The 12,985-nt window shown below is 68.4% G+C and carries 13 protein-coding genes; 5 read left to right on the top strand and 8 right to left on the bottom strand.

Annotated elements, in window-relative coordinates:
• Positions 1 to 27 precede the first annotated feature (27 nt).
• Positions 28 to 519 (bottom strand): GNAT family N-acetyltransferase, encoded by a 492-nt coding sequence (locus C8N38_RS04960; RefSeq protein WP_108024553.1) that lies wholly within the window; start codon positions 517 to 519, stop codon positions 28 to 30.
• A gap of 72 nt (positions 520 to 591) precedes the next feature.
• On the opposite strand from C8N38_RS04960, the gene C8N38_RS04955 reads away from it, so the two are divergent.
• A complete protein-coding gene (locus C8N38_RS04955) occupies positions 592 to 1,197 on the top strand; it encodes a flavin reductase family protein (RefSeq protein ID WP_108024551.1) in 606 nt (201 codons plus the stop codon).
• 132 nt (positions 1,198 to 1,329) lie between these two features.
• Positions 1,330 to 2,202 (top strand): S-methyl-5'-thioadenosine phosphorylase, encoded by an 873-nt coding sequence (locus tag C8N38_RS04950; protein ID WP_108024549.1) that lies wholly within the window; start codon positions 1,330 to 1,332, stop codon positions 2,200 to 2,202.
• Between the two features lie 63 nt (positions 2,203 to 2,265).
• Here C8N38_RS04950 and C8N38_RS04945 read toward each other — a convergent pair whose 3' ends face one another.
• Both C8N38_RS04945 and C8N38_RS21500 read right to left on the bottom strand, forming a co-directional pair.
• Positions 2,266 to 3,222, bottom strand: coding sequence for a calcium/sodium antiporter (locus C8N38_RS04945; RefSeq protein ID WP_108024547.1), 957 nt, complete (start codon positions 3,220 to 3,222; stop codon positions 2,266 to 2,268).
• 130 nt (positions 3,223 to 3,352) lie between these two features.
• The gene (locus C8N38_RS21500; RefSeq protein ID WP_166673685.1) at positions 3,353 to 3,523 is read right to left on the bottom strand and encodes a hypothetical protein; all 171 of its coding nucleotides are present in this window, start codon (positions 3,521 to 3,523) and stop codon (positions 3,353 to 3,355) included.
• Between the two features lie 328 nt (positions 3,524 to 3,851).
• Here C8N38_RS21500 and C8N38_RS04940 point away from each other — a divergent pair, with 328 nt between their 5' ends.
• Positions 3,852 to 4,391: an adenine phosphoribosyltransferase gene (locus tag C8N38_RS04940; protein ID WP_075786220.1), complete on the top strand. Its 540-nt coding sequence runs from the start codon at positions 3,852 to 3,854 to the stop codon at positions 4,389 to 4,391.
• A gap of 118 nt (positions 4,392 to 4,509) precedes the next feature.
• Here C8N38_RS04940 and C8N38_RS04935 read toward each other — a convergent pair whose 3' ends face one another.
• Positions 4,510 to 5,928, bottom strand: coding sequence for an FAD-binding oxidoreductase (locus tag C8N38_RS04935; protein ID WP_245895514.1), 1,419 nt, complete (start codon positions 5,926 to 5,928; stop codon positions 4,510 to 4,512).
• Between the two features lie 86 nt (positions 5,929 to 6,014).
• A complete protein-coding gene (locus C8N38_RS04930) occupies positions 6,015 to 6,830 on the bottom strand; it encodes an MBL fold metallo-hydrolase (protein WP_108024543.1) in 816 nt (271 codons plus the stop codon).
• A 143-nt stretch (positions 6,831 to 6,973) separates the two neighbouring features.
• Here C8N38_RS04930 and C8N38_RS04925 point away from each other — a divergent pair, with 143 nt between their 5' ends.
• The gene (locus tag C8N38_RS04925) at positions 6,974 to 7,762 is read left to right on the top strand and encodes a TylF/MycF/NovP-related O-methyltransferase (protein WP_215731085.1); all 789 of its coding nucleotides are present in this window, start codon (positions 6,974 to 6,976) and stop codon (positions 7,760 to 7,762) included.
• An 18-nt stretch (positions 7,763 to 7,780) separates the two neighbouring features.
• Here C8N38_RS04925 and C8N38_RS04920 read toward each other — a convergent pair whose 3' ends face one another.
• From C8N38_RS04920 to thrC, 3 genes are read right to left on the bottom strand one after another with little or no spacing between them, the layout of a single operon-like run.
• On the bottom strand, positions 7,781 to 8,371 hold the full coding sequence (locus tag C8N38_RS04920) for a GNAT family N-acetyltransferase (protein WP_108024539.1): 591 nt from the start codon (positions 8,369 to 8,371) through the stop codon (positions 7,781 to 7,783).
• A complete protein-coding gene (locus C8N38_RS04915; protein ID WP_108024537.1) occupies positions 8,371 to 9,633 on the bottom strand; it encodes a M16 family metallopeptidase in 1,263 nt (420 codons plus the stop codon). Before C8N38_RS04915 ends, C8N38_RS04920 begins: the two co-directional genes overlap by 1 nt.
• A complete protein-coding gene (gene thrC / locus C8N38_RS04910) occupies positions 9,630 to 11,021 on the bottom strand; it encodes a threonine synthase (RefSeq protein ID WP_108024536.1) in 1,392 nt (463 codons plus the stop codon). Before thrC ends, C8N38_RS04915 begins: the two co-directional genes overlap by 4 nt.
• Positions 11,022 to 11,488: 467 nt before the next feature.
• Here thrC and tldD point away from each other — a divergent pair, with 467 nt between their 5' ends.
• Entirely contained in the window at positions 11,489 to 12,910 is a 1,422-nt protein-coding gene (gene tldD / locus C8N38_RS04905; protein WP_108024534.1) for a metalloprotease TldD, read from the top strand.
• The last annotated feature ends 75 nt before the right edge of the window (positions 12,911 to 12,985 follow it).

Raw genomic sequence — 12,985 nt, 5'->3', positions numbered from 1 at the left:
CCCAAACCGGCCCGCCCCCAATCGCCCTCAGTCCGGGGTCGCGCGCGTCACGAGGCCAGCCACCCCGTCCCAGGCGCCGGGAGACAGCGCGATCCCGAGAACCCGGTCCGGGTTCGTGGGCGGCGGCATCTCGACCGCGTCGAGCTTGGTGAACCCGAACCGCGCGTAATAGGGCGCGTCCCCCACCAGCATCACCCGGTCCACCCCCAGCGCCTCGGCCCGCGCCAGCGAGTCGCGTATGAGAAGCGCCCCGAGCCCCTCGCCCTGGCGCGTCGGGTGCACCGCGACCGGCCCCAGCAGCAGCGCCCCGGCCGCACCGATCCGGATCGGCCAGTAGCGGATCGCCGCCGCCAGGATGCCGGCCTCGTCCCGCGCGGTCAGGCACAGCGCCGCGACCGGTGGCACCCCGTCCCGCAGCCGGTAGGACGACAGCGCTGTGCGCCCCGGCGCGAAACAGAGGTCGTAAAGCGCCTCGACGTCCCACCAGTCCTCGGCCGTTTCTTCCGCCACCCGGATCACCGCGCTCTCCCTTGTTGCTGGAACCGGCCCTAGCACGAGGTTATGCCGGGGGAAATGCCCGAGAGGACCGCCATGTTCTACCGCCCCGAGGCCGGCCACGGCCTGCCGCACAACCCGTTCGGCGCGATCGTCGCCCCCCGGCCCATCGGCTGGATCTCGACCCGCGACAGCGCGGGACGGGACAACCTCGCGCCCTATTCCTTCTTCAATGCCGTGGCCTACGAGCCGCCCCAGGTGATGTTCGCCTCGACTTCGGCCAAGCCGGATCGCGACGGCACCAAGGACAGCGTGGCCAATATCCGCGACACCGGCGTCTTTTGCGTCATGATCGTCGAGGAGGCCGCCACCGATGCGATGAACGCGACCTCGGCCCCCGCCCCGCGCGAGACCGACGAATTCGCCCTCGCCGGGATCGCCCGCGCCCCTTGCGAGACCATCGACTGTTCGCGGGTGGCCGGAGCACCGGCCGCGCTGGAATGTCGGCTGACCCGGATCGTCACGCTGCCGGGGGCGGCCAATTTCGCCGTCTTCGGCGAGGTCACCGGCATCCATCTGCGCGACGACTGCCTGGTCGACGGCCGCTTCGAGGTCACCCGGTTCCGGCCGCTCGCCCGGCTCGGCTATCGCGATTATGCCGTGGTGCGCGACACCTTCGAGCTGAGGCGCCCCGGCGACTGAGACCAAGACCAATCGGCCGAAGCCGCCACCCGCGGAATTAATGGACATGCGGCCTTGGCGCCGTTTCCATTCCGGGACGGGACGCTTAAAAGGGGCGCCGGCATGCCAGATCCAAAAAGAGGGACGGATGACATGGAACGAATGATCGCGGTGATCGGCGGCTCGGGCGTCTACGACATCGACGGGCTTGAGGACGCGCGCTGGCAGGCGGTGGACTCCCCCTGGGGCAAACCCTCGGACGAGATCCTGACCGGCACGCTCGACGGGATGAAGATGGCCTTCCTGCCGCGCCATGGCCGCGGCCACGTGCATTCGCCGACCTCCGTGCCCTACCGCGCCAATATCGACGCGCTGAAACGGATCGGCGCCACCGATGTCGTCTCGGTCTCGGCCTGCGGCTCGTTCCGCGAGGATTTCGCCCCGGGCGAATTCGTCGTGGTCGACCAGTTCGTCGACCGCACCATCGCCCGCGAGAAAAGCTTCTTCGGCGAAGGCTGCGTGGCCCATGTCAGCATGGCGCACCCGACCTGCGCCCGGCTGTCGGCCGCCTGCCTGCAGGCCGCGCGCGACGAGGGCATCACCGTGCATAGCGGCGGCACCTATCTGGCGATGGAGGGGCCGCAATTCTCGACGCTCGCCGAGTCGAAGCTTTATCGCGAGAACTGGGGCTGCGACGTGATCGGCATGACCAACATGCCCGAGGCCAAGCTCGCCCGCGAGGCCGAGCTTTGCTATGCCTCGATCGCCATGGTAACCGATTACGATTGCTGGCATCCCGACCATGACGCGGTCGAGGTGGCCGATATCGTCAAGACCCTGATCGGCAACGCCGAAAAGGCGCGCGGCATGGTCAGCCGCCTGCCCCGGCTGCTGGGCGCGCACAAGCCCTGCGACAAGGGCTGCGACACTGCGCTGGAATACGCGCTGATCACCGCCCCAGAGAAACGCGACCCGGCGCTGCTGGCCCGGCTCGACGCCGTCGCGGGCCGCGTGCTCGGCCGCTAAGCCGCCACTTGCCTTACGCCCGGCCCACGCGGCCGGGCGTGCACGTCGGAACCACCGGTCCGTTCAGGACGCCGCGGTCAGCAGAAGCGCCGTCAGATAGACGCCATAGACGGCCACCAGACCCCCGCCCTCGGCCCGCGTGATCCGCCCGCCGGTCCAGGCCACGACGATCAGCCCGGCCGTGGCCGCCAGCATCACCCAGACATCGAACCCGGCGATCCGCCCGGCCACCGCCAGCGGCTGCACCAGGGCGGTCACGCCAAGGATGCCCAGAAGGTTGAAGATGTTGCTGCCGATGACATTGCCGATGGCAACACCGCTTTCGCCGCGCCGCGCCGCCATCAGCGAGGTGACGAGCTCGGGCATCGACGTGCCGATGGCGACCACGGTCAACCCGATCACCGCCTCGGACAAGCCCGCCGCGGCCGCAAGCGTCACCGCCCCCGCCACCAGAAGCTTGGCCCCGACCAGCGTCAGCCCCAGCCCCAGCGCCATCACGGGCAAGGCCGCCCAGGACCGGTCCAGCAGGCCGAGCGTATCGGCCTCGGCCACGTAAACCGCCCCGGCCGCGGTCGCGGACCGCCGCTCCTGCCAGATGGTGAAGGCAAGATAGGCCACCAGCAGCGTCAGCCCCGCCGCACCGCTGCCGCGCCCCAGCGCGCCGCCCAGCATGGCCAGCACGGCAAGGCCGGTCGCAAGCGCCAGTGCGCCGCCGTCGCGCCGCAGCGCGGCCGGACAGACCCGCATCGGCCGCACCAGCGCCGCAAGTCCCAGAATGAGAAGGATGTTGCCGATATTGCTGCCGACGACATTGCCAAGGGCGATGTCGGGCGCGCCGGTCAGCGCCGCCTGCAGGCTCGTCACCAGTTCGGGCGTCGAGGTGCCGAATCCGACGAAGGTCAGCCCGATGATCATCGGCGACACGCCGAAGCGTCGGGCCAGCGCGACCGCGCCGCGCACCAGAAGCTCGCCGCCCGCGATCAGCGCCGCGAGCCCGGCCAGGACCAGAACGATATCCAAGGGAAAACTCCAAGGCCCCGACCCCGCCGGCCGCGCCCGGACCCGGGGCGCGGCGAGGCCGACCTAGGATGGCGCCGCGTCCCCTTCAAGGGGCGCGAGGCGCGGCCTTGCGGTCTTTGGCGCCGCGCCGCTACTTTCGCGGCTCGGAACCGTTCTCGCGCACGAATTTCCGGATGAAGGCCCGGATCTCGCGCGCCGCACTGGTATCGAGCGCCTTGCAGAGCGCGACAAATTCCTCGCGCTCGTCCTTGTCGAGCCGCAACACCAGCTGACTGTCCTTCTTGCCGCCCTTCTTCCCCATCCGGACCTCACGCCGCCATTGATTTTTGCCTAGGCGATGTATATACATTTTCCATTAACCTCAAGCGGGCATGGGTCCACAAGAGAAAAAGGAAGGGATCGGGAAAATGAATCTTCATGTCGCGCAGACCCTGTTGACGCGGGACCGGATGGACTGGCGAAAACCGCATCTCAGCTGGATTTCCGACCGGTTCTACCGCTATTTCATGACCTCGCGCAGCTGATCCGTCGCAGCCGACCCGCCGCTTGCGTCAAACCACGCCCTTGCGGGAGGCAAGGCCTTGCGCCAGAACCGGGGCCCGAAGGATCTGAAGCAGAGGGCCCCCGGGATGATCGCCAGCAGCAGCGTCAAGGACTACATCCGCACCATCGTCGATTTCCCCCATGAGGGGATCATGTTTCGCGACGTGACCACGCTTTTCGCCGATCCGCGCGGGTTTCGGATGGCCATCGACCAGTTGCTGAACCCCTATGCCGGGGCGCAGATCGACAAGGTGGTGGGGCTCGAGGCGCGCGGCTTCATCCTTGGCGGCGCCATCGCGCACCAGCTTTCCAAGGGCTTCGTGCCGATCCGCAAGAAGGGCAAGCTTCCGGCCGCGACCATCGCCGAGGAATACAAGCTCGAATATGGCGAGGCCGTGGTCGAGATCCATGACGACGCGCTCGCTCCGGGCGAAAAGGTGCTGATCGTCGACGATCTCCTGGCCACCGGCGGGACCTGCGAGGCGGGCATCAAGCTGTGCGAACGGCTTGGCGCCGAGGTGATCGGTTGCGCCTTCATCGTCGACCTGCCCGATCTTGGCGGCCGCAAGCGGCTGGAAGAGATGGGCATGGACGTGCATACGCTCTGCGCCTACGAGGGCGCCTGACGACAGCGCCGGGGGCGTTGCCCCCGGACCCCCAGGGTATTTCTGCCAAGAAGAAACGAACGTCCGCTTCTTCTTGGCGAAAATACCCACGACGCGACCGCGCCGTCCGCCCCCGAGATCAGGATGGAGCCCGCAGCACCGCCCCCGGGTTCATGATCCCCGCGGGATCGAGCGCGGCCTTGATCGCCCGCATCGCCGCCAGCCGCGCCGGGTCGCCGTAGCGTTCCAGATCCTCGACCTTCATCCGCCCGATCCCATGCTCGGCGCTGACCGAGCCATCGAAGGAGACCACCAGATCGTGAATGCAGCGCTTGATGGCGCTGCGGCGGGGCTCATGATCGGCCCGGGTCTCGCCCGGCATCGGGAAGACGTTGTAATGCAGGTTGCCGTCGCCCAGATGACCGAAGCAGTTGATCCGGAAGCGGCCGATGCTGGCCAGCGCAGGCCCGGCCGCGGCGATGAAGTCGGGGATCGCCGAAAGCGGCACCGAGATGTCGTGGGACGAGATTGCCCCGATCCGCCGGTTGGCCAGCGGGATCGATTCGCGCACCATCCAGAAATCGTGCCGCTGCGCCTCGGACTGCGCCACCAGACCATCCGAGACCAGCCCCGCCTCGAAGGCCTCGGCGAAAAGGCCCTCGAGCGCCGCGCCCGGGTCCTGTCCGGCACCGAGCCCGAGGTCGATCAGCACTGTCCAGTCCGGCGGATCGGCGAAGGGACGGCGCAGGTCGGGCAGGGTCTCGGCGATGAAGTCGAACCCGGCACGGTGGATCAGCTCGAAGGCCGAGATCCCCTCGCCCACCCGGTCCCGTGCCAGGGCCAGCAGCGCCAGCGCCGCCGCCGGATCGCGCACCGCCAGAAGCGCCGCGCCCGTTCTCGCAGGCCGGGGCGCCAGTTTCAGCGCTGCCGCGGTGATCAGCCCCAGCGTGCCTTCGGCCCCGATAAGAAGATACCGCAGATCGTAGCCGGTATTGTCCTTCCGGAGCCGCTTGAGCCCCTTCAGGATCGACCCGTCGGGCAGCACCGCCTCGATCCCGAGGCAGAGATCGCGCGCATTGCCATGGCGCAGGACGTTGACGCCGCCCGCATTGGTCGACAAAAGCCCGCCGATGCGCGCCGAGCCCTCGGAGGCCAGAGACAGCGGAAACAGCCGCCCCGCCGCCTCGGCCGCGTCCTGCACCTCGGTCAGGATGCAGCCCGCCTCGGCCACCAGCACATTCTCGTCGGCATGGACCGCGCGAATGGCCCGCATCCGTTCCAGCGTGACGATGACCGGGGCGGGGCCCGCTTCCAGGATCTGCCCGCCGACAAGACCGGTCCCGCCGCCATAGGGCACGATGCCGACCCGCGCGGTGGCGCAGGCGCGCACGATCTCGGCCGCCTCCTCGACCCGCCCCGGCGCCAGCAACAGCCCTCCCTGCCCCCGGAACCGGCCACGCGGCTCTTCCAGATAGGCGGGCGTCAACTCGCGGAAGACGGCGGCGGGCAGGCGAGTGCGCAGGTCGGCGGCAAAGGCGTCGGTGACAGGGTTCAGCATGGGCATTCCTTTCCCCACCGGTGAAGCATGGCGGGCCGCCCGCTGGCAAGCCGGTCGGACAGGGTTGGACAGATCGGGCGGAGAGCTCAGTCGGAGAGGGGCTCCAGCACCACGACCGTCGGACGGGACGGCAGCGTGCGAAGCGACAGCTCGAGCGACGAATCCCCCGGCCGGGTCACCGCGAACTCGTCCGCCATGCCGGCCAGAAAGCGGTCGAGCGTCCGGGGGCCGAACCAGTGCATCGGGATCACCACCGAGCTTTTCAGCCGGGTCAGCACCGCGGTCATCGAGGGCAGGTCCAGCGTCAGCCGCCCGTCGACCGGGGCCATCACCACGTCGAGCCGCCCGAGCGCCGCGAATTGCGCCTCGTCCGGGATGTGGTGCAGGTGGCCCAGATGCCCGATGCAAAGCCCCGCCACCTCGAAGACGAAGATCGAGTTGCCGTTGGGGTGGACCGCCGCGCTGTCATAGCCGCGAATGTCGGTCGGCACGTTGCGCACAAGCATCTCGCCCAGATCGAGGTGATGATCGGCCGCGACCCCGTCCCTGGCCCAGCCCCGCAGCACATGGGGAATGGCCGGATCGGGAAAGGATGTGAAATGGGTTTCGTGGGCGTTGTTCATGGTCACCACGTCGGGCGTGACCGGCATCGGGCCGAGATAGCCGGTATAATCGGTCGCCGCGACCAGACCGCCCGGAGTTTCGAGCAGAAAGGTCGCGTGATCGACGAAGGTCAGCCGAACCGCGTTCTCGGCGAGCGGCGTGCCGAAGGACGCGCGGTGCAGGTAGGCGATGCCGGGGTCCGCATCGGCGATGGCGATGCAATGGCTGAGCCGCCGTCCATCGGCAGCGGCGGACGAGGCGGTCAGGACCGCAAGCAGGATCAGGCAGGATCGCAGCATGGATGGCACCTCCCGCCCCGAAGATAGCGCCCGGTCCGCGCCGGTCACGCCCGGGCGGTTCGATTCACGCAGCATCAATGCAAGCATGGCTATCTGCGCCCAGGCCCGGACAGCACGTCAGGGTCCTGGCGCAGAGGGTTCTCATGCAACTGCCGAAACTCACCCCCCCCGCCGACCCCAATGTCGTGCAGGATTTCTTCGTTCCGGTCTTCTGGGGCATCACCGATGCCGACGAGATCGCCGCCTTCGCCCGGGCAATGGCCAAGCGCATGGCGGGCGGCGTCCATTTCGCCGACAATTTCCTCAGCTGGGGGCGCAACAACTCGATGTTCGACGACCAGCCCTTCATGACCGCCTGGCAGGGCAATCTGGGCGATCACGCGATCGACCAGGCGACGGTCTGGCGGCGGTATATCCTGGCCTGCGCGGGCTATCACGCGGTCCAGCTCGAGGGCGACTTCGTCGAATGCGGCTGCTATCGCGGCACCGCGGTCAAGGTCGTGGTCGACTATCTGGGCGGGCCGGAATTCCCTCGCCAGTTCTGGGCTTACGATCTTTTCGAACATGACGACAGCGACCCGCATCACGCGATGCCGGAACACGGGCCGGACCTGCACGCCCGGGTGCAGGCGCGGTTCGCGGGCTATCCGACGGTGCGGATCGTGCGCGGCCGCATACCAGAGGTCCTGCGGACCGAGGCGCCGCAGAAGATTTCCTACCTGCATCTCGACCTCAACCAGGTCGGAGCGGAACTTGCCGCGCTGGAAATGCTGTTCGACCGGGTGGTGCCGGGCGGCATCGTCATTCTTGACGATTACGAATGGTCGATGGGCTACCGTGCGCAGAAGCTGGCCGAGGACCCGTGGTTCGACGCCCGCAACTATCGGGTCTTCCCGCTGCCGACCGGACAGGGGCTGGTGCTGAAACGCTAGGCCCTGCGCCGGACGGCCTCAGGCCAGACCGGTCTCGGTCCGGCCGCGCCGGTCGCGGCGCAGGTTCGAATAGAGCACGTGATTGCGCCAGCGTCCGTTGATCTGCAGATAGCTCTGGGCCACGCCTTCGTATTTGAAGCCGCATTTTTCCAGAACCCCGCGCGAGGCGGCATTCTCGGGCAGGCAGGCAGCCTCGATCCGGCTCAGATCCTTGTGGGTGAAGGCGTATTGCACCAGAGCCTCGATCGCCTCGCGCATGTAGCCGTGGCGGGCATGGCATTCGCCGATCCAGTAGCCGAGCGTGCCCGATTGCGACGGGCCGCGGCGGATGTTGTCAAGCGTGATCGCCCCCAGCAGCGCGTCGTCCGAGTGGCGGAACAGGAAAAGCGGCACCGCCGAGCCGGTGCCCAGCGCCCGCTGTGCCCAGTAGACCCGGTTGGTGAAGGCCTTGCGCGACAGATGGTCGGGCGACCAGGTCGGTTCCCAGGGGGTGAGGAACCCCATGCTCTCGGCCCTGAGCATCGCCCAGGGCCGGAAATCGGCATGAACCGGGGGGCGCAGGGTCATTCGCTCGGTCTCGATCCGGACCTTGCGCCTGAACCCCAGCATCAGGCGGCGAGCCTGCCTTGCAGCGCGTCAAGCGCCGGTGCCCCCGAGACGGGGCCGTAAAGGGCCAGCGCCGGGCGGGCGGTTCCGGCCAGCCGGGCCGCGAACTCGCGCACATCGCCGGTGGTGACCGCGTCGATATTGGCGACCGTCTCCTCGACCCCGGGCACGCGGTCCCAGATCGAGACCAGCCGCGCCAGCCGTTCGGCCCGGTTGGACGGGCTTTCCAGCCCCATCAAAAGCCCCGCCTTCATCTGCACCCGGGCGCGCGCCACCTCGGCCGGCGTCATGTCCTGGGCGGCGCGGGCCAGTTCGGCCATGGTCAGCTCGGCCATCGGTCCGACCTGTTCGGCGCTGGTCCCCGCGTAAAGCGTCAGCATCCCGGTATCGGCATAGGCGCCGGTCTGGGCGAAGACGGTATAGCAGAGCCCGCGTTTCTCGCGCAGTTCCTGGAACAGCCGCGAGGACATGCCGCCCCCCAGCGCGGTCGAGAAGACCTGCGCGGTATAGATGCCCGGGTCGCGATAGCCGGGGCATTCGAAGGCCAGCGCCATATGCGCCTGTTCCAGCGGCTTGATCTCGCGCCGCTCGCCGCTGGCGAAACGCGCGGGGTCCAGCTGGCCGCGCGCGGCGGGTGTCTGTCCCGAAAAAAGCGCCTCGGCCAGGCGCACGATCTCGGCGTGATCGACCGCACCCGCGGCGGCCAGGATCATCCGGTCGGGCGTGTAATGCGTGCCGATGAAACGGAAAAGATCCTCGCGGGTGAAGCCTCGCACCCGCTCGGCCGGGCCGAGGATCGACCGGCCCAGCGCCTGATCGGGATAGGCGACCTCTTGCAGCCAGTCGAAGATCACGTCGTCGGGGGTGTCGAGCACCTGCCCGATTTCCTGCAGGATCACCCCTCGTTCGACCTCGATCTCTTCTTCGGCGAAAAGCGGGTTCACCAGGATGTCGGCCAGCACGTCCAGCGCCAGCGGCACGTCGGCCTCCAGCACCCGGGCGTAATAGGCGGTCATCTCGCGCGAGGTATAGGCATTGATATAGCCGCCCACATCCTCGATCGCTTCGGCGATCTGCAGGGTCGTGCGCTTCTCGGTGCCCTTGAAGGCCATGTGTTCAAGGAAATGCGCGATGCCGTTTTCCTCGGGCCGCTCGTCGCGCCCCCCGGCCATGATCCAGATCCCGATGGCCGCGGATTGCAGACCGGGCATCCGCTCGGTCACGATACGAAATCCGTTCGGCAGCCTGTGCAGCTCGACGCTCAACGCTTGCGCCTTTCATTGATGAGGGCTTCGAGGGCGGCAAGGTCGTTCTCGACCGGGCTCACCCGTTCCGGCCGGTCATACAGATCGGCCATCGATTTTGGAAGGGGCGGCCGCGCGCCGGTGGCGGCCTCGACCGCATCGGGGAATTTCGCCGGATGCGCCGTGGCCAGCGTCACCATCGGCGCGGCCGAGGCGGGCTGGTCGGCCGCGACCTTCACGCCCACTGCCGTATGCGGGCAGATCGTCAGCCCCGTCGCGGCAAAGGTCGCGCGGATCGTGTCTGTCGTCTCGGCCTCGGACGCACGGCCCGAGGCGAAGGTCTCGCGCAGGAATTCCAGCGCGCCCTGGCTGATGGCAAAGCCGCCCTTGGATTTCAGGTCCTCCATCTGCCCGGCCACGGCCGCACCGTCGCGGCCATAGGCCTCGAACAAGGCGCGCTCGAAGTTCGAGGACACCTGAATGTCCATCGACGGGCTGATCGAGGGCGCAACGCCCTTCGTTTCATAGGCCCCGCCGGTCAGCGCCCGGTGCAGGATGTCGTTCTGGTTGGTGGCGATCACCAGCTTCTCGACGGGCAGGCCCATGCGCTGCGCGATATAGCCCGCGAAGATGTCGCCGAAATTGCCCGTGGGCACGGTGAAGCGGACCGGGCGGTGCGGCGCGCCGAGCGAGACCGCCGCGGTGAAGTAGTAGACGACCTGGGCCAGCACCCGCGCCCAGTTGATCGAGTTGACGCCGGCAAGCCCGACCGCGTCGCGGAACTCGAAATGGTTGAACATGTCCTTCAGCCGCGCCTGGCAATCGTCGAAATCGCCCTTCAGCGCCAGCGCATGCACGTTGTCCTCGGCGGGCGTGGTCATCTGGCGGCGCTGCACCTCGCTGACCCGGCCTTCGGGGAACAGGATGAAGACATCGACATTGCTCAGCCCGCGGAAGGCCTCGATCGCGGCCGAGCCGGTATCGCCGCTGGTCGCGCCGACGATGGTCACCCGTTGCCCCGAGCGTTCCAGCGCGGCCTGGAAGAGCTGGCCGATCAGCTGCATCGCGAAGTCCTTGAACGCGAGCGTGGGGCCGTGGAACAGTTCAAGCAGGAAGTGGTTCGGGCCGATCTGGGCCAGCGGCGCGCGGGCGGCGTGGTTGAAGCCGGCATAGGCGCGGCCGATGATCGCCTCGAACTCGGCATCCGTGAAGGCGTCGCCGACGAAGGGGCGCATGACCCGGAACGCGGCCTCTTCATAGGAAAGCCCCGCCAGCGCGGCGATGGCCCCGGGCGGCATCGTCGGCACGGTCTCGGGCACATAGAGCCCGCCGTCACGGGCCAGCCCGGTCAGCATCGCCTCTTCGAAACTCAGGACCGGGGCCTGTCCCCGGGTCGACACATAGCGCATTGACTGCTCTTTCCCTCAACCTGACGCGTGATACGCCAGACGCCGGGCCATGTCACCCCGCGGCGCGGCCCCGGGAAGCGACACAAAGTGACGGTCGCACGGCAGACAGCTACAGCGCGGACAGGCCGCAAGCCGGGCGACACTGCGGCAAACTGAGGTCTGTGGCACCGGTGCGATTGCCCCTAAACAAGAAATCCGACGCTGCGGGAGCGCGCAGCGTCGGACTCTTGATGGGTCTGGCCCGGCAATCGCCGGCCCCCTAAAGGCCCATGTGGAGCGACATGGGCCAATTCCCCGGTTCCCTGACGTGGCGCCTTGCGCCATCGTTGCGGTGGATCGCGCCTGGATCGCGTCTCACCGTTGCATCTTGAGATCAGAGAAACATATTGGGCGGGGCGGCACAAGCGAAACCTGCGACATTCTGCCGCTTTTTCCAAAGCCCGATCCGCGCCAGCTCAGGAGACCCCATGCAACACCCCCCGTTCCGCCCTTTCGAGACCGCGCTGGACCGCGACCGGGCGCTGATGCTTTTGCAGGCGGCGACGCTTGGGGCCGATGACGGCGAGCTGTTTCTGGAACGGCGCCGTTCGGAGGTTTTAAGCTTCGACGACGGGCGGCTCAGGACGGCCAGCTACGATGCCTCCGAGGGATTCGGCCTGCGCGCCGTCCGGGGCGAGGCTGCGGGCTATGCCCATTCCACCGAAATCTCCGAAGCCGCGCTGAAACGCGCGGTCGAGACGGCGCGGCTGGCGGTGGGCGACGGCGGCGCCACGCTGGCGCTGGGGCCGCAGCCGACCAACCGGCGGCTTTACACCGATGCCGACCCGCTGGCCGAGGCACCCTTCGCGCTGAAGATCGACACGCTTCGCGAAATCGACGCCTTCGCCCGGGCGCTCGATCCGCGCGTGGTGCAGGTGACGGCCTCGGTCGCGGCCTCGCTGCAGGAGGTGGCGATCCTGCGGCCCGACGGGCGGTTGCTGTCCGACATCCGGCCGATGACCCGGCTCAATGTCTCGGTGATCGTCGAAGAGAACGGCCATCGCGAATCGGGCAGCCATGGCGGCGGCGGCCGCACCGGGCTGGCCGGACTGATCGACCGCACCTCGTGGGAGGCTTCGGCGCGCGAGGCGCTGCGCGTCGCGCTGGTCAATCTCGGCGCAGAGCCCGCCCCCGCCGGAACCATGGATGTGGTGCTGGGGCCGGGCTGGCCGGGCATCCTGCTGCACGAGGCGGTGGGCCACGGGCTCGAGGGCGACTTCAACCGCAAGGGCAGTTCGGCCTTTGCCGGGCTGATGGGCCAGCAGGTGGCGGCGAAGGGCGTGACCGTCCTTGACGACGGCACGATCCCCGACCGGCGCGGCTCGATCAGTTTCGACGACGAGGGCACGCCCTCGAACCGCACCGTGCTGATCGAGGACGGCGTGCTGGTGGGCTACATGCAGGACCGTCAGAACGCCCGGCTGATGGGGGTCGCGCCCACCGGCAACGGGCGGCGCGAAAGCTATGCCCATCCGCCGATGCCGCGGATGACGAATACCTGCATGCTGGGCGGCGATGCCGCGCCCGCCGACATCCTGGCCGATCTGAAGGACGGGATCTATGCGGTCGGCTTCGGCGGCGGGCAGGTCGACATCACCAACGGCAAGTTCGTCTTCAGCTGCACCGAGGCCTACCGGGTGAAGAACGGCAAGGTCGGCGCCCCGGTCAAGGGCGCCACGCTGATCGGCGACGGCCCCACCGCGATGAAGCAGATTCGCGCCATCGGCAACGACATGGCGCTGGACCCGGGAATCGGCAACTGCGGCAAGGCCGGACAATGGGTGCCGGTGGGTGTCGGCCAGCCGACCCTGCTGATCGGCGGGCTGACCGTGGGCGGCGCCGGGGCCTGAGGCGGCATTTCCCCAGTGCATTAAGGGCTTGCCGCCGTGTCGGGCGCGCGGGCCGGACATCAGATAGGAAGACTT

Origin of the sequence: Rhodovulum kholense (assembly GCF_003053725.1) — a bacterium.
Classification (GTDB): domain Bacteria; phylum Pseudomonadota; class Alphaproteobacteria; order Rhodobacterales; family Rhodobacteraceae; genus Rhodovulum; species Rhodovulum kholense.
The sequence above is the reverse complement of the archived record's forward strand: the minus strand, read 5'-3'. Positions and strand labels throughout refer to the sequence as shown.

Excerpts from the sequence above, each read along its gene's own strand:
- C8N38_RS04955 (WP_108024551.1), top strand. The coding sequence starts at position 592 with ATGTTCTACCGCCCCGAGGCCGGCCACGGCCTGCCGCACAACCCGTTC.
- C8N38_RS04950 (WP_108024549.1), top strand. The coding sequence starts at position 1,330 with ATGGAACGAATGATCGCGGTGATCGGCGGCTCGGGCGTCTACGACATC.
- C8N38_RS21500 (WP_166673685.1), bottom strand. The coding sequence starts at position 3,523 with ATGGGGAAGAAGGGCGGCAAGAAGGACAGTCAGCTGGTGTTGCGGCTC.
- C8N38_RS04940 (WP_075786220.1), top strand. The coding sequence starts at position 3,852 with ATGATCGCCAGCAGCAGCGTCAAGGACTACATCCGCACCATCGTCGAT.
- C8N38_RS04935 (WP_245895514.1), bottom strand. The coding sequence starts at position 5,928 with ATGCTGAACCCTGTCACCGACGCCTTTGCCGCCGACCTGCGCACTCGC.
- C8N38_RS04930 (WP_108024543.1), bottom strand. The coding sequence starts at position 6,830 with ATGCTGCGATCCTGCCTGATCCTGCTTGCGGTCCTGACCGCCTCGTCC.
- C8N38_RS04925 (WP_215731085.1), top strand. The coding sequence starts at position 6,974 with ATGCAACTGCCGAAACTCACCCCCCCCGCCGACCCCAATGTCGTGCAG.
- C8N38_RS04920 (WP_108024539.1), bottom strand. The coding sequence starts at position 8,371 with ATGCTGGGGTTCAGGCGCAAGGTCCGGATCGAGACCGAGCGAATGACC.
- thrC (WP_108024536.1), bottom strand. The coding sequence starts at position 11,021 with ATGCGCTATGTGTCGACCCGGGGACAGGCCCCGGTCCTGAGTTTCGAA.
- tldD (WP_108024534.1), top strand. The coding sequence starts at position 11,489 with ATGCAACACCCCCCGTTCCGCCCTTTCGAGACCGCGCTGGACCGCGAC.